Origin of the sequence: Longimicrobium sp., assembly GCF_036399935.1 — a bacterium.
Classification (GTDB): Bacteria; Gemmatimonadota; Gemmatimonadetes; order Longimicrobiales; family Longimicrobiaceae; genus Longimicrobium.
Map to the genome: position 1 here is coordinate 67758 of NZ_DASWMD010000074.1, position 20851 is coordinate 88608.

The following is a 20851-nucleotide window of genomic DNA, read 5'->3' on the forward strand; positions in this document are numbered from 1 at the left end:
GGCTCCGTAAAAGAGCATCACGCAGAGGGCGCAGAGAAAACGGAGAGGACGCAGAGAACTCACCGGAGCCCTCTGCGTCCTCGGAGAGAAAAGCAGCGAGCGCTCGCCGCCCCTCCCGCGTTTCCACCGCCCGATCGATCAGTTTCGATGGACGCGGACGCCGCCGGAGCCGGTGTCGATCTCCACCCGGCCGTTGCCGTCGCCGATGCGCCCCTCCAGGCGCGAGCGCGACGAGCGGCGGTTGGTCACCGGCACGTCTACGTCGATGCCGCCGCTGCCGGTGTCCACGAGCAGCTCGGCGCCGAAGCTGGCGGGAAGCCCCAGCGTCACCGAGCCCGAGCCGGTGTCGACGCTCACCCGCTGCGCGTCGGACGCCATCGCCAATTGCACGCTGCCGCTTCCCGTTTCCACCGACACGTCGCGGGCCTGGATCCCCGACATGGTCACCGAGCCCGAGCCCACCTCCACCGCCACGGTCTCGGCGCGCAGGTTGGCGGCGGTCACCCGGCCGCTGCCCGTTTCCAGCTGCACGCGGCTGCCGCGGACGCCGTCCACGCTCACCGAGCCGGACCCTGCGTCGGCCGTGACGTCGCCCTGGGCGCCGCGCACCTGGATGGAGCCGGACCCGGTGTTCAGCTGCAGGCCGCCGCGTGTGCCGGAGGTGGCCACCGACGCGGACGAGCCGTGCACCTGCACGCGGCCGTCCACGTTGGTCACGGACACGCGGCCCACCCCCTGGTGCACCGACACCGAGCGCCCCGCCGGAACCAGGACCCGCACGTCGGCCCAGGCGCGGGTGCCGCGGCCGGAGCCGGCGATGGTCACCTGGCGCGAGCGGAGGCCGCCCCCGAACGAGCCGTCGGACGCCACGCGCAGCTGCGTGCGGCTGTTGCGGCCCATCCGCGCATACACCACGCGCTCGCCGGGAAAGACCACGCGCAGCGTGCCCCCGGTGTGGTTCACCCGCAACTGCGACGCGTCGTCGCCGGCCCGCGTGACCTCGACCACCACCTGGCTCCCCGAACCGGGCGCCACGGTCACCTCGCCCGCCAGGTTGTACACGGTGGCGCTGCCCCCCAGCACGAAGCGCTGGGCCCCGGCCGGGAGCGCCGCCCCGGCCACCAGGGCCAGGGCGAGCACCAGCGGGCGAACACGTCCGATCATCGCGAAGGCTCCGGTCACAGGTTCAGCCAGTAGTTCAGCTTGATCATCAGCACGTTGGTGGCGGGCACGGGCATGGCCTCGTCCGTGCCGAACAGCCGGCCGAAGTCGCGCGTAAGGCCGAAGCTGCCGTCGTTCACGAAGTTCTCGCGGCCCTGGCTCCACACCACGAACAGCGTGCTTCCCGGCCGGTACTCCCAGCGCAGCACCGCGTTGCTGCGGAACGCCTGCACGTTGAACTCGGGGTTGAAGCCCGGCGCGGCGCCGGGCTCGAACCGCTCGCCGAAGTCCGCCGCACCGGGGTCGGCCACCTGCAGGAACTCGCCGTAGTCGCCCGCGCTCACGAACGGCTGCGCGTACAACTGCAGCGTCAGGTCGGGGCTGAAGGTGTAGTTCAGCCGCGTGGTGATGGCGACGGTCTTCTGGTCCAGCCGCCCGAAGACGTAGCGGCCGGACTCCTCACGCGTCACGTACTGCACCTGGTCGTTCGTCCACGACACCGACGGCGACAGCGAAAGGCTCACCCGGCTGGAGGGGCGCGCGCTCACCGATGTCTCCACCCAGCGGTTGCCCATCCCGCTGTCGTCCTCGTTGTAGAAGCCGGCCGCGGCGCTGTACGAGATGCGGCGGCGGCTGTCGGTGCGCAGGCTGGCCGAGGCCATCCACGCGCCCTCGTCGACCAGCGCGGGGCCGCCGCGCAGCCCGCGTACGTCCAGCCCGCCGTGGTTGCGGCCCACGCTGCCGTGCCCGCCCCACAGGTTCTTGAGCGTGTAGCTGCCGTTGATGTTCGCGCCCGTGAACATCCGCTCGTTCCCCGTGGTCCACCCCGAGAACAGGTTCCACCCCAGGTTCCAGTTGCGGAACGCGCCCTGGGGCGTGTTCTGGAACCAGCGCCCGTAGCCGGCACCCACCAGCTGGTCGGCCTCGCGCAAAAAGCCCAGGTCGTTCACCTCCATCCCGGGCGAGCGGTACAGCCCCAGGAAGCCGCCGCGGTACCGCCCGGCGATCTTGCCCACGTGAAAGCTGGCGCCGTTGCCCGAGAGCGACGTAAGGTCGCGCTGCACGTCCAGGTGGCTCGCGTCCGGGCGCTGGTAGTAGCGCGCGGGTGCGTGCTGCAGGCGCTGGATGGCCAGCGTGTCGCCGTTCACCTGGGTGAGGATCGCCCAGCCGTTCGTTTCCCAGTCGCCGCCGCCGAAGCGGTGGCGGAAGTCCAGCCCGCCGGAGACGGCCGACGAGGGAAGGAAGCGCAGCGCGTCGTCGCTCAGGTCGCGATACGTGCCCGTGAGCACGCCGCCGAAGGCGCTGCGCCCCTGGTTGAAGTCGCGCCGCAGCCGCACCATGCCGTAGCCGCTCATGGGCTCGCTGGTGGCGCGCTGCACCTCGCCCGGCTCGGCCGTGGTGATGAAGCGGGCCTGCTCCTCGGCGGTCAGCGCGCCCAGCACGCCCACCGACAGGTTGTCGCCGATCTTTCCCGTCAGCTTGGCGGCGCCCAGGATGGTCGTCTGCTGGGGCGCGTCCACGTACGGACGGGCGTCGGTGGTCGACACCCCGCGCTGCGGATGGCGCCCGATGCGCCGCGAGTAGAACAGCGTCTCGCTCTCGTCGTCGCCCAGCCCCAGGCCGAAGCGGAAGATGTCGATGCCTTCCACGAAGAAGGGGCGCTTTTCCGAGAAGAAGCTTTCGAAGGCCGAAAGGTTCACCTCCGAAGGGTCAGCCTCCACCTGCCCGAAGTCGGGGTTGATGGTGGCCGTGAGCGTAAGGTTGCTCGAAAGCCCGTACTTGATGTCGGCGCCGGCCGAGGCGAACGGGTCGTTCTCGCGGAAGAAGGGGTCGCCGCCGCGGCCGTGGCTGGACGCGCTGGTGACGCTGGCCACGGTGTAGGGAAGCACCTCCAGCCGCCGCGGCGGGCGCAGCCCCGAAATGCCCGTCAGCGTGCCGATGCGCGACACGAAGCCCGGCTGGTCGGGAAGCATGGGCGACCACCACGAGCGCTCCTCCTTGCGGGCCAGGTCGCGCGACACGTTCAATCCCCAGCTCTGCCCCGCCTCCGACGCGCGGAAGCGAAGCTGCGAGAGGGGGATGCGGAACTCCGCGCTCCACCCGGCCGAATCCACCGACACCTCCACGTCCCACACCGCGTCCCACCCCAGGTCTTCGCTGCCGTCGTCGAAGTGGAAGACGTCCTTCTTGACGCCCCGCGGGTTCACGGCGAAGCGGTAGGCCGACCGGCGGTCGTGATAGCTGTCGAACATCACGTGCACCCAGTCGCTGTAGATGCCGCTGGCGTCGCGCCGGGCCAGCTGGGCCGCGATGCTGTCGGGTGCCGTGTCCCAGGCGCGGATGGCCACGTACACCGCCTGGTCGTCGTAGGCCACGCGGGCCTCGGTGCGCTGCGACGAGGGCTGCGACGGGTTGGGGTACTGCTGCACGAAGTCCGTCGCTACGGGCACGGTGGCCCACACCGCGTCGTCGAGGTTCCCGTTGACCACGGGCGCCTGGCCGGCGGCCAGCCGGTGGGCGCCCACGGTCTTGGCGGGGGTGGTGTCGGCGGGCGCGGCGGCGGGCCCGAGCAGGGCGCCGGCCAGGAGCAGGGTAATGATCATCCCAGGACCTTCGGGAGAAAGGGAGTCAGGAGCAGTGGACCGGCGTACGCGCCTACCGCCGGGTGAGTTTCACGTTGCCGCTGAACGTGGTGATGCTGAGCTCCATGCCGCCGCGGCCCAGCCGCAGGTGCCGCTCGTTGCCGTCGCGCCGCCCCGCGCCGAAGTCCGAGCGGAATCCGCCGCTGTAGGTGGTGACGTCGACGTCGGCGGCGGTGCCGGCGGGAAGCCGAAGCTCCACGTCGCCGCTGTGGCTTTCCACGCTCAACCCGCCGCCCAGCGTGCCCTCCACCACCACGCCCCCCGACACGTTCTCGATGCTTCCCGACAGGCGGCGTCCGGCCACGTACACCGGCCCGCTGACCGACGCCACCTCCACCGGCCCGCCGGCGTTGGTGATGCGCACGGGGCCGCTGAGGGCGTTGATCTCCACCCGCTCGGCGGCGGCCGTCACCGTCACCGGCCCCGACATGGCGTTCACCTCGGCCAGGCCGCGCACGGTGCCGCCGATGGTCACCGGGCCGCCGGTGGAGTTCACCGACACGCTGCGGGCGCTGGCGTTCACCGTCACCGGGCCGCCGGTGGAGGTCAGCTCCACGTCGCGGGGGCTTCCTTCCACCGTCATGGGCCCGCCGCGGTTCACCGCCTCCACGTCGCCGGTGACGCCGGACACGTGCACGGGGCCGGCGCTGGTCTGCACTTCCACCGACTTGCCGGCGGGAACGTGCACGGTGAGCGTGGCGTTCCCCGGGCGGCCGCTTCCGCTGACCACCTCCACCTCCATGGACCCGCGCCCGCCGCTGATCTGCACGCGGTCGGTGGAGCGGCTGAGGTGCCCCGTCACCTGCACCTCGTTGCGGCTCCATCCGGTGACGCGCACCGCCCCGGCCGGAACGGTGATCTCCACCGTTCCCGTGGCGCCCGTGGCCTGCCGCTCGTTCACCTGGCGCTGGGCCACCGCGGGCTGCGCCACCGCCAGCGCGGCGGCCGCCGCCGCGCCCATCATCATCCTCATCCCGGTCGTCATCGGTCTATTCGTCTCCCGGACGGGCTCAGAGCGATACCGCGCGCTGAAGCACGTCCAGCTTGGCGTCGTAGGATTGCGAGAGCATCGTGGCGAGCTCCCGGCTGTTGGGGTCGGCGGCCAGGGCCGCGCGCGACTCCTGGATGGCCTTGTCGATCACCTTCAGGTTGGCCTCGAGCGTGGCCACCGTCTGGGGCGCCAGCTTGTCCCTGTGCTGCCCGAGCATCTGCTCCAGGTCGCCGATGGCGCGCTGGTACTCCTGCTCCGCCGGATGGAAGGCGGCCAGCGCGGTGCGGGCGGCGGGCGCCGCGGCCTGCTGCGCCGCGGGCTGCTGCTGTACGGCCGCCACCTGCGCGGGCCCGGCCCGGTCGATCTGCAGCGTCACCACCGAGGTGGTGACCACCAGGGCGATGGCGGCGGCGGCCTGCATCCACCAGGGAATCCGCCGCACCGGCCGCGGGCCGATCACGGGGATCTCCGGCGCCAGGGCCACCGTGGCCGAGCGGGGCTCCAGGCGGGCGGCGATGCCCTCCCACAGCTCCACCGGCGGCTGGATCCCGGGCGGCAGCGCGGCGGCCTCGTCCAGCAGGGTGCGCAGCTCGCGCTCTTCGGCGCGGCAGTCGTCGCACTGCATCAGGTGGCGGCGGACGCCGCGCTCGTCGTGGGGGGGCAGCGTGCCCTCGACGTAGTCGTCCAGCAGTTCCAGCGTACGTTCGTGTGTCATCGTCCCAGTGCCTCCCTCAGGAGCCGGCGGGCGCGGTGAAGCTGCGCCTTGCACGTTCCTACGGCGGTTCCCTGCATGGTTGCGATCTCCTCGTGCCGGTAGCCCTCCACGTCGTGGAGAACGAACACGGCCCTGGCCCCGGGGGGGAGCTGCCCGATGGCGCGCTCCAGGTCCATCACGGTGCCCGGGTCGGACTCCCGGGCGGGCCTGTCGAACTTCTCGGGCTCGTCGGTGCAGTAGATGCGGTGCACCCGCACCCCTTCGCTCCGCCGGTCGCCCAGCACCACGTTCACGGCCAGGCGGTGGAGCCAGGTGCTGAACGCGCTGCCGCCCTGGAACGTTCCCAGCTTTTCCCAGGCGCGGACGAACACGTCCTGGGTGAGCTCCTGCGCCTTGATGCTGTCGCCGCTCATGCGCAGGCACAGGGCGTAGATGCGGCCGGCGTTGTCGCGGTACAGCTGCTCGAAGGCGGTGGCGTCGCCCTCCTGGGCGCGGCGGACCGTAAGGTCCGCTACGGCGGTCCCCTGAACCGCGGGAGGGTTTTCAGCCAGCATGGTCGCCATCGAGACGAGCGGGATAGGGGTGTTCCGTTTTCCTGACACCCGTATGATGCGGGGGCCACCCCAAAGGTTTGAACGAGGGGGAAAGGGATTTCATCGGGCGGGCTATGGTGCGGGAACCGCGGATTTGCGGGAAGAGACTTCGATCGGGAGAAATACGGTCGGGGTTCGACGGGTGCCGGTGCATGCGGCGGCAGCCCCCTCTCCCGGCCCCCTTCCCCCGCTGCGCAGGGGAGGGGGAGACCTGAACTGCGCTTCGGCTGGCCTGGTGCACTCGACTGCGCGTGCAGTCCGCGAAGGCGGACTTCGGGCCGTCGTTGCCGCGACTTCAGTCGCCCCAGCGCGGCCGGGTGAGGGCCCCACGGCAGCCGAGGCCTCGGCTACGGTGACCGCTGCCGCGCCCAGGCTTGTACGTGCCCCAGGCTGGATCCTTCGGCCCGCGACGCCTGTGCTGCGTGCCAGTAGCGTTCGCCTGGGCCTCAGGATGACAGGCTGCCGGAGCCGCCCGGCACCGGCCCCCACATCACGCGGCGGACGCGGAACGCCAGCATCACCGCCACCACCCCCAGCGACACCACCAGCCCCGCCCAGATCCCCCGCGGCCCCATGCTCGTGTGGAACCCCAGCAGGTACGCCACCGGCGCGCCGATCACCCAGTAGCCCAGGATGGTGATCCACAGGGGCACCCGCGTGTCGGACGCGCCGCGCAGGGCGCAGAGGCCGGCCACCTGCGCGCCGTCGAACACCTGGAAGAGCGCCGCCATCGTCAGCAGCCCCACGCCGATGCTCACGATCTCCGGATCGTTCGTGAACAATCCCAGCAGCCAGCGCGGCGCACCCAGGAACAGCAGCACGCACACCAGCATGAAGGCCGTGACCACGGCGTAGGTGGTCAGCGTGCTTCGCTGCACCCCCCGGCGGCTGCCCGCGCCCACGTGCTGGCCCACGCGGATGGAGCCCGCCAGGCTGGTGCCCATGGCCACCATGAACGTGGCCGACGCGATGTTGATGGTCACCTGGTGCGCCGCCTGGGCCGTGGGGCTCAGCCATCCCATCATCACCACCGCGAAGGCGAACACCCCCACCTCGGCCGTCAGCTGCCCGCCGATGGGCAGGCCGATGCCCGTCATCCGCCGCAGCTGGGCGGCCACGGGCGCCAGCCGCACGCCGGAGAACGGGGCCAGGTCGCGGCGGCGCATCACGTACCACGCCATCGCCACGAACATCGCCCAGCGGACCAGCGTCGTCGCCCACCCCGAGCCCACCAGCCCGTACGCCGGGACACGGACGACGCCGACGAGGGGGACGGACAGTTGGACGCCGTACACCAGCACCAGGTTGCCCCCCACGTTCAGCGCCACGCCCAGAAAGGTCATGGTCATCGCCGGCCGCGTGAAGCCCATGCCGTCCAGGTACTGGCGAAAGGCCATGAACAGCAGCATGGGCGGCACTCCCCAGGCCAGCGCCGCCAGGTAGCCGCCCGCCATCCGCGACACCTCCGGCGGCTGGTCCAGCGCCCGCGCGATCGGCTGGCCGAACAGGCAGAAGAGCGTCATGGGCAGCGACAGCAGCGCGGCCAGCCACAGCCCCTGCACCAGCACGCGGCGGCACTCGGCCCGGTCGCCCGCCCCGAAGGCCTGGCTGACCAGGGGCGACATGCCCATCAGCGTGCCCGTGCACATGATCATGACGGCCATGAACAGCGCGTTGCCCAGCCCCGCCGCGGCAAGGGGGCCCGCACCCAGCGGCCCCACCATGATGGTGTCGGTGGTGTTCATGGCGATGGCGCCCAGCTGGCTCACGATGATCGGCCCCGCGATGCGCAGCAGGGCCCGGAGCTCGTGAAGGTACAGCAGCGTGCGGCGGCGTCCGCCCGGGCGCGGAGCCCTGCGCGGCGTGACGGGGGCGGGCGCAACCCCCACGGGCATCGTCATCTACGGACGCAAACGGAAGGAAACATAAGATAGTGGACGGGGCGGCCGGGGGGAACCTCCCGGCCGCAAAAAAAGGGCGGGGCCCCGCGCCGGGGCCCCGCCGCCGTGCCGCCGGCCGTGGCCGCCCTCAGTTGCGCTCCTGCGCGCGGATGGGCGCCGGGGCCGACAGCAGCTTGCCGTCCGCCGCCGAAAGCAGCGCCTCGGCAAAGTCCTGGCGCTCCTCGATCTGGTCAAGCCGCCCGTCGATGCTGGAAAGCACCTCGCGGATGCGGGTGAGCTCGGCCTCGGGGGTGCCCTTGAGCGTGGCCGCCGTCTTGGCGTCCAGGAACGTGCCCAGCCGCAGGGCGATGGGCCGAAGGATGAGCACGGCGCCGGTGGTGAGCGCCACCGTGCACATCACGATCACCTGCGCGAGTTCTGACGACATGGGTGGTACTCCGGGAACGAGGCTTTTCCGGGCCTACGGATGAACGGGGCCGCGTGTTTCGACAGGCGCCGGGCGGCGGCGGGCCGCCACGAGCCGGGGCGCCAGCCGCGCCAGCATCAGCGCGGCGAACACGGCGGCGAAGATCAGCGGGTCGCGCAGGTCCTTCTTTACCAGCCACAGGAAGTGCAGCACGCCGAGCCCCGTAGCAAGATACACCAGACGGTGGAGTTTCTGCCACCTCTTTCCCAGCCGGCGGATGGACGCCTTGGTCGACGTGAGCGCCAGGGGTACCAGCAGCAGGAACGCCGCGAAGCCCACGGTAACATACGGGTGCTCCACCACGTCCTCGACGATGAAGCCCACCGAGAAGCCCTGGTCCACCAGGTAGATGACGAGGTGGAGGCACACGTACAGAAACGCGCACAATCCCAGCGTCCGCCGGGCGGGGGCCAGCCAGTTCCACCCCGTCCAGCGCCGGATGGGGGAGATGGCCAGCGTCAGCATCAGCATCAGCAGGGTGGCGAATCCCGTGCGGTGGGTAACCTCTTCGATGGGCTCGGCGCCCAGGCCGCCGGTGAACCCCGCCGCGACGATCAGCGCCAGCGGCACCAGGCCGCCCACCCACGCGGCCGGGCGAATCCAGCGCGCGGCGCGCAGCTGCCAGGGCGCGGGGGCGGCCACGGCTAGAAGTTGCGCCGCAGGTCCATCCCGCGGTACAGGCTGGCGACCTCGGGGTAGCCGTTGAAGGGGAGCGTGGCCCGCTTGCGCCACTCGCCAATGCGCCGCTCGCGTGCCTGCGTCCACCGGGGGTGGTCCACCGCCGGGTTCACGTTGGCGTAGAACCCGTACTCGGTGGGCGCCGAGCGGGCCCAGCTGGTGGCCGGCATCCGCTCGGTGAAGCGGATGCGCACGATGGACTTGATGGACTTGAAGCCGTACTTCCACGGCACCACCAGCCGCAGGGGCGCGCCATTCTGCGCCGGCAGGTCGCGGCCGTACAGCCCGGTCGCCAGCAGCGTCAGGGGATGCATGGCCTCGTCCATCCGCAGCCCCTCCACGTAGGGCCAGTCCAGCACGCTCCTCCGCTGTCCAGGCATCTGCGCCGGGTCCAGCAGCGTGGTGAACTCCACGAAGCGCGCGCCGGGGCGGGGCCGCGCGCGGGCCAGCACGTCGCGCAGGGGAATGCCGCGCCAGGGGATGACCATGGACCACGCCTCCACGCAGCGCAGCCGGTAGGTGCGGTCCACCTTCTGGTGCGGGCGAACCAGGTCGTCGAAGGCGTAGCGCCCCGGCCGGTCGCACAATCCGCCGATCTCCACCGTCCACGGGCGGGTGCGCAGCGTGCGCGAGGCCAGGCGCGCCGGGTCGCTCTTGTCGGTGCCGAACTCGTAGAAGTTGTTGTACGAGGTGATGTCCTCATACGAGTTGGGCTCGTCGCGCTGCGCCGCCTCCGCCTCGTCCATCGTGCACGCGGCCAGCGACGTGGGGAGCGCGCTTGCGGCCAGCGCTCCCGCCGCCGCGCCGAAGAACTGGCGGCGGTTCAGGTACGTCGCTTCCGGGGTGATCTCGGACGACGGGATCTCTGGCTTTCGGATGAGCATCTGCTGCACCTTCTTCTCTTCGACGGAGGGGCCGGGTGCGTCCGGCCCACGCACCTGTAACTCCAAGGTACGTGCAAGGTTCCCCCGTGCAAGACGGCGGCCGGGGTTCCCCGTTCACAGAGAGAGATACGTCGCCGGGGCCCCGGCCGGATTCGTTTCAGGGATGCGAGTGCACCTCGCCGCCCGCCCGGTGGTCGCCTCGCTGGAACGCCAGGAACGCGTGAACGGCCCGCAGCGCCTCCGCGTCCGCCGTGGTGATGCGCACCTCGCCCCCGCGCGGCAGGTCGCGGTAGGTGTAGCGGATGGATGCGCGGCGCGCGGCCATCACCTCCGTGCCCGGCACGGTACCGGCGTGCACGAACCCTGGCGTGCGGAAGTCGCCTTCGTTGAACGCCTGCGCAATGGACGCGAGGTGGGCGCGGATGGCCGCCACGCCCTCGGGGTCGTCCGCGCCGCGCTGGAGCTCGATGCGGCCGCCGTCCACGAGCGAGTCGAAGCGGTGCGTAGACGTGTACTGGTCTACGTCCATGGCCTGCCCGCCTCGGTCCTGCAGCGCGGCGAACGCGCTGTCCGCCGTCTGGGCCGGGGGATGGTGGGCCGCGTGGCTCTGCGGGGTGTGCTGGGCACAGGCGGCCGCGGGGAGCGCGAGGGCGGCGGCGAGAGCAAGGGGGATGATGCGCATCGTGATATCTCCTGTGCGGATGATGTCGGTTCGGGGCGGCGCGTCGGCCACTCTTTCACGCTAACGGCGGCGCCGCCCGCGCGAAGGAATCTGGGTCACACCCGATGATCGATCCCGACGCCCTGCTCGCCATCCCGCTCCTCGCCGGGCTGAACGACGCCGCCCGCCGTGAGTTGGCGGCGCGCTCCACCCCGCGCACCTTCGCGCCGGGCGAGGTGCTGTGGAGCGCGGGCGCGGAGCCCCGCGGCTTCTTCGTGGTGCTGGAGGGCGAGGTGCGCGTGGTCCGCTCCGTGGGCGGGCGGCAGCACGTGATCCACGTGGAGGGGCCCGGCGGCACCTTGGGCGACGTCGCGCTGTTCGCGGGCGAGCGCTATCCCGCCACGGCCATCGCGTCCCGGCGCACCACCTGCGTGGCGGTAACGCGCGACGGGCTGCTCGCCGCCATTCGCCAGGACCCGGAGCTTGCCCTGGCGCTGCTGGGTCGGCTGGCCGGCCGCGTGCGGCAGCTGATCGGCCGGCTGCACGGCGCCACGTCGCGAAGCGTGACGGCGCGCTTGGCGGGCTACCTGCTCGCGCGGCGGGAGTGCGCGGGCCGCGACACCTTTCCGCTCGGCAGAACGCAGGCGCAGGTGGCCGAGGAGCTGGGCACGGTGCGAGAGGTGGTGGTCCGCACCCTGCGCTCCCTGCGCGAGCAGGGCGTGATCCGAGCCGCGCCGCGCGGCGCGCTCACCGTGCTGGACGCGGCGCGGCTGGCGGAGTTGGCGGACACCTGAACGGGCGGACGATGGCGGGTGATGCAAACGCGCGGCTGTTCGTCGCCGTGCCGATGACGGACGAGGCCCGCCGCGCGGTGCAGTTCCACCTGCGGGCGGCGGCACCCGAGGGGCTGCCCGGGCGCCCGGTGGCCGCGGACAACTGGCACCTGACGCTGCGCTTCCTGGGATCGAGCACTGCGCAGCAGCGCCGTGGGATGGCGGACGCGCTCGCCGCGGCGGAGCTAGGGCCGTCCTTCCGCATCCGCTTCGGCGGACTGGGCGCGTTTCCGCGGCCCCGGAGCGCGCGGGTGGTGTGGATGGGCATCACGGAGGGCGTGGAGCGGCTGCAGGAGCTGGCGCGCATCGCGGAGCAGGCGGCGCGCGAGAACGGATACGGAGCGGAGGAGAAGCCGTACCGCCCGCACCTGACGCTCAGCCGCATCCAACCCAACCGCGACGTGGGCCGGCTGGTGGAGTCCGTCCCCGCGCTCGAGCTGGAGATGCCGGTGCGCGAGGTCGTCATCTACCAGAGCCACCTGGGCGGCGGCCCCGCGCGCTACGAAGCGGTGGAACGCTTCCCGCTGAGCTGAGCGGACGACATCGAATCCTGTTCCCTCTTTCTGGGGTTGGTCATGCAGTTGGAGAACAAGGTCGCGCTGATCACCGGCGGCGGCGAAGGTATCGGAAAGGCGACCGCGCTGCTGTTCGCCAAAGAGGGTGCGAAGGTGGCCGTCCTGGGCCGCCACCGCGAGAACCTGGACCCCGTCGTGGCCGAGATCACCCGCGCCGGCGGCGAGGCCATCCCCGTCTGCGCCGACATCTCCAAGCCCGACGAGATGCAGGCCGCCATCGCCGAGATCGTCGAGCGCTGGGGCCAGTTGGACATCGTCTTTGCCAACGCGGGCGTCAACGGCGTGTGGGCGCCGATCGAGGAGCTGGAGCCGGAGGAGTGGGACAACACGCTGTCCATCAACCTCAAGGGCACCTTTTTGACCGTGAAGTACGCCGCGCCGCACTTGAAGAAGAAGGGTGGTTCGGTGATCGTGAACGCGTCAATCAACGGCACGCGCATCTTCAGCAACACGGGCGCGACGGCGTACTCGTCGTCCAAGGCGGGGCAGGTGGCGTTCACCAAGATGGTGGCCCTGGAGCTGGCCCCGTTCAAGGTGCGCGTGAACGTGATCTGCCCCGGCGCCATCGAAAGCAGCATCGACGACAACACCGAGCAGCGCCACCTGGACAAGGTGCAGATTCCGGTGGAGTTCCCGGAGGGCAACCAGCCGCTGGAGCGCGCGCCCGGCAAGGCCGGGCAGGTGGCGCAGCTGGTGCTGTTCCTGGCGTCGGACCTGTCGGACCACATTACGGGTACGGAAATCTGGATCGATGGCGCCGAGTCGCTGATCAAGGGATGATGAACGAATGCGCACTCACAAACGTCAGGGGGAGCCGTGAAGATCATCCTCCTCTCCGATGAGCGGATTCGCCTGGAGGGCGGCGGGGGGCCCATGTCCATCGAGGCGGAAAGCGCGGCGATGCAGTACTCGCCCTTCCACATGCTGGCCAGCAGCCTGGCGACGTGCACCTACTCGGTGGTGGCGTCGTGGGGAACCAACGCCAAGCTGAACGTGGACGACTTGGCGATTGAGGTCGGCTGGAGCTTCGCCGAGGAGCCGCACCGCGTAGGCGAGATGAGCGTGGTGCTGGACTGGCCCTCGCTGCCGCCGGAGCGCCGGAACGTGGCGACGCGAGCCGCCGGGCTATGCACGGTGAAGAAGACGCTGGAGATGCCGCCGAAGCTGTCGACGGAGGTGAAGGCATGAACACCATTCCCGTGGTGCACTTTCGCTTCGGCGACGTGCAGGCGATGGCGGCGGCCGCGGGCCGTCCCTACACGGTGGTCTACGACGGCCAGTGCAAGGTGTGCAGCCGCCTGGTGAAGGTGCTGACCCGGTGGGACACGAGCGAGGATCTGGAGCTGATCCCCTTCCAGAACACCACCGTGCTCAGCCGCTTTCCCTGGATTCCCGCCGCGTCCTACGCCGAGGCGCTGCAGCTGATCGGGCCCGGCGGAAAGACGTGGCAGGGCGGCGAGGCCATCGAGCAGCTGCTGAAGATCCTTCCCTACGGATTGACGTTCGGCTGGGCCTTCAAGGTGCCGGGCTTCGGCAACCTCTTCGGCCGGTTCTACCGCTGGTTCGCGCGCAACCGCTACAAGTTCGGCTGCGGCGAGCACTGCCAGATGCGCCCGCAGAAGCTGGACTTCGGCGAGGTGGAGTAGCGTGTGGTGGGGACGAAAGCCGGCCTGCGATGGGCCGGCTTTCGTGCGTTTGGGACGGACAGAGGCGCGTTCGAATGGGCTCGGCGCATGCCGCGGGGAGCCCTCTCTCCGCGGCCTCACGTCCCGCTGGGGCGGCTGAAGTCGCGGCAACAACGGCCCGAAGTCCGCCTTCGCGGACTGCACGCGTGTTCGACTGCGTCAGGCCATCCGAAGCGCGGTTCAGGTCTCCCCCTACCCCTGCGAAGCGGGGGCGGGGGCGGGGGCGGGGGAGGGGGCGCCGAAGGCATGCGCCGATGCGGGTCGAACCTCGCTTCAGCCGCTCCCACGAACTCCCCTCGAAACAAACCCCTTGCACCTCACGCTACGTGAGGGTTTACCATTCTGCCGTGGCCACGAAACGCAGGACGAAAGGACGACTGATGCGGACCTGGAAGGTGGGCGAGCTGGCGAAGGCGACCGGGCTGACGGTGCGCACGCTTCACCATTACGACGAGATCGGGCTGCTTTCGCCGTCGCACCGGACGGCGGCGGGGCACCGGATGTACTCGGAGGGCGACGTGCAGCGGCTTCAGCAGATCGTTTCGCTGCGCAGCCTGGGGTTCGCGCTGGACGACATCCGCGGCGTGCTGGGCGGGCGCGAGCTCACGCCCCTGCAGATCGTGCGGATGCACGCCGATCGCCTGCGGCAGCAGATCCGGACGCAGCAGCGGCTGGTCGAACGGCTGGACGCGGTGGCGGCCGGACTCAGAACGGCGGAGCACGTTTCCGCCGACGAACTGATACACCTGATCGAGGAGACTACGATGTTCGACAAGTACTACACGCCCGAGCAGCTGGACCAGCTTGCCGCACGGCGTGAGCAGGTGGGCGAGGCGCGCATTGCGGAGGTCGAGGCCGAGTGGCCGCGCCTGATGGCCGAGGTGCGCGCCGAGATGGATCGCGGCACCGACCCGTCGGATCCACGCGTGCAGGAGCTGGCGCGCCGGTGGAGTGGGCTGGTGCAGGAGTTCACCGGCGGCGATCCCGGGATCGCGCGCAGCCTGAACAACCTGTACCAGAACGAGCAGTCGGTGATGGGGATGGACGTGGGCCCTATGCGCGAGATGGGCGCCTACATCGCCCAGGCGAGCGCCGCGGCAAACCCGCAGGCGTGATCACCGGAACGAGCCGAACAGCGGCCCGCGCGAGCAATCGCGCGGGCCGTCAACGGTGCTTCGTACCCCTACCAGGTGGGTGGTTTCCTGATGGCGTGCCCGGACGGAAGCACGACAGGATCCGGAAGCTGGTATTTTGCGTACTGCTCCTTCGAGATCTTGAACGATCTCGCTACAGCCCTCTTCAGTTCTGCGTTGTGCCGGTTATAAGGGAACATCAACGCGATCTCGGCGCCGGGAAACAACGCCCGGCCTGTCCGAATCGCCGGAAGCAGATCGGTATCTCCGCTGATCAAGACAACCGCATCGGCCGTCTGCCGATGAAGGAGTTCGAACATCTTCGACGCGATTGCGACATCCGTTTCCTTCTCTTCCGCTTTGATGTAACTCAGGCTGCATCGGGGTATCGGCACGCGTAGCCGCCTCTTCCAACGCCCTATGCGGAACCTACAGTACTTGAGCGGAATGAACTTCTCGCGTGCTTTGAAGTTCGCGAGTGTCACGTGCACCCCCGTGCTCTTGAGTGCGTCGATATACGCCTGGTGACGCAACTCGATGTCCGGCTTGGATGCCGCGAGGTGCTTGGCAATGGCAGAGAAGTAGTAGATGCCTTCCAGCGTAGCAGTGCGCCCAAACACCTGAAGGTAGGATGAGCAGAGCGCATTCAGGTCCAGCCAGCGCTGGGGACGCGCTGCCACAAGTTTTTCCGCGTCCCTGATGGAGTGATACAGATTGAAGCCGTCCACGACGAACGCCACCCGCATGTCAGCACTCCTGTACTGGTGCGGCCGAACAAAAAAAACCCCCGGGACCGTAGCCCCGGGGGGCCCGAGAAGCCGTAGCTCCTCGGGGATGATGTGCGAGAACGATATGCATTCATTATGCCTCTGTCAATAATTTTGACTAGGCCGCGTGACTAGCTGACGAGTGCAGTTCTCGTGCGGGCGATGATGCGGGAAATATGCTCCGTCGGCCGGACCGCCATTGAGCGCGCTCAGTTCCGGCGAGTGTAAGATCATGGGCGCGACGCCATCAGCCGCCGCATCGCCACGATCCCCAGCGCAGGGCCGACCGCCAGCAGTCCGAAGGCCAGCGGCCATCCACCGGCGTCGCGCAGGTGCGGGACGGCGGCGATGGAGAACGACGTCAGCAGGAACCCGATCGCCGTCTGCAGCGTGAGCGCCGTCCCCACGGCGTGCGCGGGCGCCAGCTCGGTGACCAGCGCGCTGAACTGCGCCGAATCCGCCACGACGGCGAATCCCCAGACCACCGCGACGGCGACGGCCAGCCACACCGGCGCGCGCAGCAGCCACCCCATCGCCAGCGCGCAGCATCCGCTGACCGCCATGGCCCAGATGGTGATCCGCTCGCGTCCCAGCCGGTCCGCCCACCGCCCCGCCAGTACGGAGCCCGCGCCTCCCGCTCCGATCATCGCGAACGCGACCACGCCCGCGCGCGCCTGCCCCGCAGCGTCCGAGTAGCCGCGCGAAACAAAGAAGTCCTCGAAGAACACGCTTACGAACGTCCACGCGGCGTACAGCTCGAACATGTGGCCCAGGTAGCCGTAGATGGCCAGGCGCACGGGCCGATCCCGCGCCACCTGCCCGATCAGGCCCCACGCGAACGGCCGCCGCGCGAACGGAAACGGCCCCTCGCGATAGCCCACGCCCACGAGCACGGCCGCCGCGAGCGCCCCGGCGGATGCCACCAGCACTACCTCCTGCCATCCCAGCGACGGAAAGGCGCGCAGCAGGTACGGCGTGGCCTTGCCCACGGTGAGCGCCCCCACGACGGTTCCGATCGCCAGGCCGCGGGCGGAGCGGAACCACGTGGCGACCATCTTCATCGCCGGCGGATACACGCCCGCCAGGAAAACGCCCGCCAGGAATCGAAGCACCAGCGCGGTGCCATATCCATCCGCCACCACGAGCGCCGCGTTCGCCGCCGCGGCAAAGACGGCGCTCGCGGCGAAGTACCAGCGGCTGGGCAGCAGGTCCGCCAGGTTCAGCACCGCCGCGAGGGCCGTCCCCACCACGAACCCCAGCTGCACGATCCCCGTCAGCCATCCGGTCTCCGACGCCGAAAGCCCCCACAACTCCTGCAATCGGGGCGACGCCGCGCTGGCACTGAACCACACACCCATCCCCAGCAACTCCGCTAGGGCGATCAGCAGCAGCGCGCGCCAGCGGTGCGGGTGCGCGTCGGAATCAAGGGGTGACGGGGTCACGTTGCGCTGTGCTGGAGAATCGGGTATCGAATCGATGCCGGAGGGTACGCCTGACCACGAGAGTGTGCAATGCCTCACGTCTGCACACCTGATTGTCATTCCGAGGAGCGGCCACACCAAACCTCCCCTGACCTCCCGGCCGGCAGCGACCGAGGAATCCGCCACACACTCCGCGATGCGCACGACAGTTCGTTTCCCACGGCACTGGTTCGACCGCGGCACGGAGGAACGAGCCGTCGTAGCGTCGACGGCATCGACCCGTGATGCATGGTGTGTAGCGGATCCCTCAGTCGCTGCAAGGCGTGGTGCTGCCGCAACTTGTGCGTGGCCGCTCCATCGGGATGACATTGTGCGGCGTCGGAGGGTGCGGTGTGCGTGCAGGTGAAGCCCCGGGCGGGACGCGACAGCGGCCCGAGCCGGGGCTTACCGCAGTTCCAGCGGCGGGTCCACCCGCTCTTGGGGATGGGGGGCGCCTGCCCGTGCGCGGAGCCCTGTCGATTCGCGAGCGACGTCTCGAAAGCCGGTTACGACCCGTTCGACTGCTTGACGAGCAGGTCGAACGCGGCGCGCTGGTGGGGGGTGAGCTTGGGGGGAATGGCGACGACCAGCGCCGGGCTGCCGGCGTTGGACGGCAGGTGAAGCACCAGCGCGTCCAGCGGCACCGGCCGGGCGTACTCGCGCGAGCGGCCGGTGGCGTCGATCTGCACCGTGCGGCCGGGGATGGAGAGCGAAGCCAGCATGCGGCCGTACTCCAGCCACTCGGCGATGGGGTCCGACGCGTCGTCGGCCACGGCCGGGATCAGCCGCTGGTTGAAGTAGGTGAGCGCCTGCTGGAACGCCTCTCCGTCGCGCGCGCGGAGGTCGCGCAGCTGGTCTCGGAAGAAGTTGCGCGGGTCACGCGCGCCCGTCTCGCGGAGCGCGCGCTCGAACCGCTGGTCGGCGCGGGCGCGAAGGTTGTCTGCCATGTGCCGGATTCTATCCGCCGGGCCCGCGCCCCGCTACCAAGCGCGAAATGTTTGCTTTCATGAGGGGAACGGATCTTGTAACGTGCACGGCCCCCTTCTGAACCCGGCTCCCGGAGCTTTCCATGGCCGTCCCGACCGTGCTTCATCCCGCGCATTCGCTCGCGGGTGGCCTATCCGGCCGGTTCGATCTGTCGTGGGAGCTGTTCGGTGAGCTGTGCCGCGCCCTGGCGGTGCGGGTGGCGCAGGACTTCCAGCCGGAGCTCGTGATCGGCATCGCCACGGCGGGGGTGGTGCCAGCGGCCACGGTGGCGACCATGCTGCAGTGCGACTTCGAGGCGATGAAGGTTACCCGCCGCGAGCACGGGCGCGTGGCGCACGCCTATCCGCGCGTGCTGTCGCCCACCCCCGTGAGCGCCCGCGGCCGCCGCGTGCTGATCGTGGACGAGATCAGCACCAGCGGCGACACCCTGCGCCTGGCGCTGGCGGCGGTGCGCGAGGTGGGTCCGACGGCGGTGAGGACGGCGACTAGCTTCGTGCGCCCCGGCGGCTACCGGCCGGACTTCCACGCGCTGGAAACCGGCTCGCTGATCGTGTTTCCCTGGGACCAGCAGGTGATCGAGGGCGGCGGCCTGGTGCCCGGCGCCATGTACACGCCCCAGGCCTGACTCGCTGACCGGTGCCGACTGCCGCCCCGCCACCTGTCATCCTTAGGCCCAGGCGCACAGAACCGGCCCGTAGCACAAGCATCGCGGGCCGAAGGATCTAGCGGCGGACACGTACAAACCAGGGCGCGGCAGCGGTCACTGAAGCGGGGTCGGCTTTGGTCGGGCGAATGAAATTCGCGGCAACAACCACACGAAGTCCGCCTGCGCGCCGCCTGCGCGGACTGGCTTACGCTGCTGTGGAGGAGGTCCCGGGTGGCGCGTCCGGACTTTCGCACGGCGGGTCCGGCGTGCGGGACGGGCCCGTGCACGACCGAGGGTGTGTGGCGGATCCCTCGGTCGCTGCAGACTTTCGTGCGGGGGCTGGTTCGCCGGGGCCGCTCCGTCGGGATGACATTGGCAGCTCTCGCCCGCGTGCAGGTGAAGCCCCGAGCGGGACGCGACCGCGGCCCGAGTCGGGGCTTTCCGCTGTTCCAGACGCGGGTTCACCCGCCGCTGGTTCCGCGGCCGTGGTTCGCCGCTCTTGGCGCACGCCCCTTGATCATCCGACCCCTGACTCACTGCTCCTTGGTTCACCCGCCCCTCGCTCCTACGCGCCGGCGGCCATCCGTTCACGGCCGAGCGCCTCCAGGTTGCGCAGCTCGCGCAGAAAGACAGGGCGGGCGAGCGGGGGCAGGAGCACCCGCTCCAACCATCCGCGCACCCCACGGCGGGTCCACCTCGTCGCGATCGTCACACGGCACCCCTTCCCCCCATCCACCGGGTCCACCGTAAACGTGGTCACCAGGTCGGAATCCAGGTCGCTCTCCACCAGCACTCGGCCGGGCTGCGGCTCGCTCGCCCGCATGCGAAGCGTGCGCATGCCCGTGGACTGCCGCGTCTGCACGCGGAAGACGGTGCCGGCCCCGGTGCCGCCGCTCTCCACGGTCAACTCACCGAAGTGTGGGCGGGGAAGGATGCTCGGGTGCCCCTCGCGGTAGTCGATCAGGATGCCGTACGCCACCTGCGGAGGCACTGACAGAGGGGCGGAGGCGGAGATGACGACGGTGTGCATGATGGTCAGCGGCGCATCTCGGAGGTGACGCGCCGGTCGGTGATCCCCAGCTTCTGCTCTACCTGGCTCTCGATGAACAGCGCCTGGTCGCGGTCGTTCAGGCCCGACACCAGCGTGATCTTGCGGCGGCTCTCCTTGCCCACCGCCTGAACGGAGTAGCGGATGGTGGTGCCGCCGTTACGGCTGTGCGTCACGTGCTCCTGGCAGTACAGCTGCTCCAGGGCGTCGGCTGGCAACTCGCGATTCCCCGTCCACGGGATGGGCCCGTGGCGCACGCTCAGGTGCCCGCGCTCCACGCTGATGGTGGTGCTGTTCAGGAACCCGGCGATGGTCGCGTACGCCAACCCGATGCCGACCGCGACGTGAAGCAGGGGAAAGAGCTGAATGATCACGGGCCCGCCGATGGTCAGCGCATACCAGAGAACCAGGAATCCGATCCAGAAGACGGAAAAGACCGCCAGGAAGATGTACACCGGGCTGAACCAGCGCAGAACCAGCCGCAGCTCGCGCGCGTTGCTGTGCACCTGGATGCCGTGCGGCAGGGGCATCTCGATGGGCCCGGGCCGGGCCGGCGTGCCGGCGGAAGCCAGCGAGGGGGCCTGGTCGCGCAGGTCCAGCAGGGCGTCGCAGGTGGGGCATCGGGCCGCCATCTGGGCGAGGTTCATGTCCTCGCCCCGGATGTGGGTGCCGCACGAGGGACAGCGCACGTGGGCTTGAATCGGCATGGGCGGTCGGGCGCGGGGAGCGGACGTGGAACCCCCAAAGTCTGCCCGGCGCGCCCGCCGCACAAGAGAAACGTTCAGGCCGCCACCCGAAACACCTCCGGCTGGGTGCCATCGACGTCGGTGAAGCCGTACTCGCGCGCCAACGCTCCGACTGCCAGCGTCTGCCCCGACCAGCGCATCACCTGCTCGTCTTCGGCCAGCGCGGCGACGGCGCGCCCCAGGTACGCGGGCGTCTCGGTGGCGGACAGGTCGAACCCGCCACGCTCGTGCGCCGCCATCACGGGCTCGGTGCGCATCCACCCGGCGCCAGGGCCACCG

23 protein-coding genes are annotated in these 20851 nt (G+C 70.3%); 7 read left to right on the forward strand and 16 right to left on the reverse strand.

What is annotated here, in order from left to right; genetic code table 11:
* Positions 1-138: 138 nt before the first annotated feature.
* The 10 genes from VGB24_RS22205 to VGB24_RS22250 form a co-directional block, all read right to left on the reverse strand.
* Positions 139-1182, reverse strand: a complete 1044-nt coding sequence (locus tag VGB24_RS22205; protein ID WP_331075110.1) for a DUF4097 family beta strand repeat-containing protein — start codon at positions 1180-1182, stop codon at positions 139-141.
* Positions 1179-3764 (reverse strand): DUF5916 domain-containing protein, encoded by a 2586-nt coding sequence (locus VGB24_RS22210; protein ID WP_331075111.1) that lies wholly within the window; start codon positions 3762-3764, stop codon positions 1179-1181. The genes VGB24_RS22205 and VGB24_RS22210 overlap by 4 nt, the downstream gene beginning before the upstream one ends.
* Before the next feature lie 52 nt (positions 3765-3816).
* Positions 3817-4788, reverse strand: coding sequence for a DUF4097 family beta strand repeat-containing protein (locus tag VGB24_RS22215; RefSeq protein WP_331075112.1), 972 nt, complete (start codon positions 4786-4788; stop codon positions 3817-3819).
* 25 nt (positions 4789-4813) lie between these two features.
* Complete coding sequence (locus VGB24_RS22220; protein WP_331075113.1) at positions 4814-5509, reverse strand: anti-sigma factor; 696 nt, start codon at positions 5507-5509, stop codon at positions 4814-4816.
* Positions 5506-6063 carry an RNA polymerase sigma factor gene (locus VGB24_RS22225; protein ID WP_331075114.1) on the reverse strand — a complete coding sequence of 186 codons (558 nt, stop codon included), beginning with the start codon at positions 6061-6063 and terminating at the stop codon, positions 5506-5508. Before VGB24_RS22225 ends, VGB24_RS22220 begins: the two co-directional genes overlap by 4 nt.
* A 485-nt stretch (positions 6064-6548) precedes the next feature.
* A complete protein-coding gene (locus VGB24_RS22230; RefSeq protein ID WP_331075115.1) occupies positions 6549-7997 on the reverse strand; it encodes an MATE family efflux transporter in 1449 nt (482 codons plus the stop codon).
* A gap of 133 nt (positions 7998-8130) precedes the next feature.
* Positions 8131-8430, reverse strand: a complete 300-nt coding sequence (locus VGB24_RS22235; protein ID WP_331075116.1) for a hypothetical protein — start codon at positions 8428-8430, stop codon at positions 8131-8133.
* Between the two features lie 33 nt (positions 8431-8463).
* The gene (locus tag VGB24_RS22240; protein WP_331075117.1) at positions 8464-9111 is read right to left on the reverse strand and encodes a protein-methionine-sulfoxide reductase heme-binding subunit MsrQ; all 648 of its coding nucleotides are present in this window, start codon (positions 9109-9111) and stop codon (positions 8464-8466) included.
* A 2-nt stretch (positions 9112-9113) separates the two neighbouring features.
* On the reverse strand, positions 9114-10031 hold the full coding sequence (gene msrP, locus VGB24_RS22245) for a protein-methionine-sulfoxide reductase catalytic subunit MsrP (RefSeq protein WP_349263946.1): 918 nt from the start codon (positions 10029-10031) through the stop codon (positions 9114-9116).
* A 157-nt stretch (positions 10032-10188) separates the two neighbouring features.
* Positions 10189-10713 (reverse strand): hypothetical protein, encoded by a 525-nt coding sequence (locus VGB24_RS22250; protein WP_331075119.1) that lies wholly within the window; start codon positions 10711-10713, stop codon positions 10189-10191.
* A gap of 104 nt (positions 10714-10817) precedes the next feature.
* Here VGB24_RS22250 and VGB24_RS22255 point away from each other — a divergent pair, with 104 nt between their 5' ends.
* From VGB24_RS22255 to VGB24_RS22280, 6 genes are all read left to right on the forward strand, one after another.
* On the forward strand, positions 10818-11486 hold the full coding sequence (locus tag VGB24_RS22255; protein ID WP_331075120.1) for a Crp/Fnr family transcriptional regulator: 669 nt from the start codon (positions 10818-10820) through the stop codon (positions 11484-11486).
* 11 nt (positions 11487-11497) lie between these two features.
* Complete coding sequence (gene thpR, locus VGB24_RS22260; protein ID WP_331075121.1) at positions 11498-12058, forward strand: RNA 2',3'-cyclic phosphodiesterase; 561 nt, start codon at positions 11498-11500, stop codon at positions 12056-12058.
* Positions 12059-12100: 42 nt separating this feature from the next.
* The gene (locus VGB24_RS22265; protein ID WP_331075122.1) at positions 12101-12880 is read left to right on the forward strand and encodes an SDR family NAD(P)-dependent oxidoreductase; all 780 of its coding nucleotides are present in this window, start codon (positions 12101-12103) and stop codon (positions 12878-12880) included.
* A 36-nt stretch (positions 12881-12916) separates the two neighbouring features.
* Positions 12917-13288, forward strand: coding sequence for an OsmC family protein (locus VGB24_RS22270; RefSeq protein WP_331075123.1), 372 nt, complete (start codon positions 12917-12919; stop codon positions 13286-13288).
* Positions 13285-13746 carry a DUF393 domain-containing protein gene (locus VGB24_RS22275; RefSeq protein ID WP_331075124.1) on the forward strand — a complete coding sequence of 154 codons (462 nt, stop codon included), beginning with the start codon at positions 13285-13287 and terminating at the stop codon, positions 13744-13746. The genes VGB24_RS22270 and VGB24_RS22275 overlap by 4 nt, the downstream gene beginning before the upstream one ends.
* A 419-nt stretch (positions 13747-14165) precedes the next feature.
* Positions 14166-14900 carry a MerR family transcriptional regulator gene (locus VGB24_RS22280; RefSeq protein ID WP_331075125.1) on the forward strand — a complete coding sequence of 245 codons (735 nt, stop codon included), beginning with the start codon at positions 14166-14168 and terminating at the stop codon, positions 14898-14900.
* Positions 14901-14968: 68 nt separating this feature from the next.
* Here VGB24_RS22280 and VGB24_RS22285 read toward each other — a convergent pair whose 3' ends face one another.
* The 3 genes from VGB24_RS22285 to VGB24_RS22295 all read right to left on the reverse strand — a co-directional run bounded on the left by VGB24_RS22285 (position 14969) and on the right by VGB24_RS22295 (position 18092).
* Positions 14969-15664, reverse strand: coding sequence for an NYN domain-containing protein (locus VGB24_RS22285; protein WP_331075126.1), 696 nt, complete (start codon positions 15662-15664; stop codon positions 14969-14971).
* A gap of 251 nt (positions 15665-15915) precedes the next feature.
* Positions 15916-17127 carry an MFS transporter gene (locus VGB24_RS22290; RefSeq protein ID WP_331075127.1) on the reverse strand — a complete coding sequence of 404 codons (1212 nt, stop codon included), beginning with the start codon at positions 17125-17127 and terminating at the stop codon, positions 15916-15918.
* Positions 17128-17651: 524 nt separating this feature from the next.
* Positions 17652-18092 carry a hypothetical protein gene (locus tag VGB24_RS22295; RefSeq protein WP_331075128.1) on the reverse strand — a complete coding sequence of 147 codons (441 nt, stop codon included), beginning with the start codon at positions 18090-18092 and terminating at the stop codon, positions 17652-17654.
* A gap of 122 nt (positions 18093-18214) precedes the next feature.
* Here VGB24_RS22295 and VGB24_RS22300 point away from each other — a divergent pair, with 122 nt between their 5' ends.
* Positions 18215-18757 (forward strand): phosphoribosyltransferase, encoded by a 543-nt coding sequence (locus VGB24_RS22300; RefSeq protein ID WP_331075129.1) that lies wholly within the window; start codon positions 18215-18217, stop codon positions 18755-18757.
* 586 nt (positions 18758-19343) lie between these two features.
* Here the strand turns inward: VGB24_RS22300 and VGB24_RS22305 are convergent.
* From VGB24_RS22305 to VGB24_RS22315, 3 genes are all read right to left on the reverse strand, one after another.
* Positions 19344-19808: an SRPBCC family protein gene (locus tag VGB24_RS22305; protein WP_331075130.1), complete on the reverse strand. Its 465-nt coding sequence runs from the start codon at positions 19806-19808 to the stop codon at positions 19344-19346.
* Between the two features lie 5 nt (positions 19809-19813).
* Entirely contained in the window at positions 19814-20533 is a 720-nt protein-coding gene (locus VGB24_RS22310; protein ID WP_331075131.1) for a hypothetical protein, read from the reverse strand.
* Positions 20534-20607: 74 nt separating this feature from the next.
* Positions 20608-20829, reverse strand: coding sequence for a hypothetical protein (locus tag VGB24_RS22315; RefSeq protein ID WP_331075132.1), 222 nt, complete (start codon positions 20827-20829; stop codon positions 20608-20610).
* Positions 20830-20851: the final 22 nt, after the last annotated feature.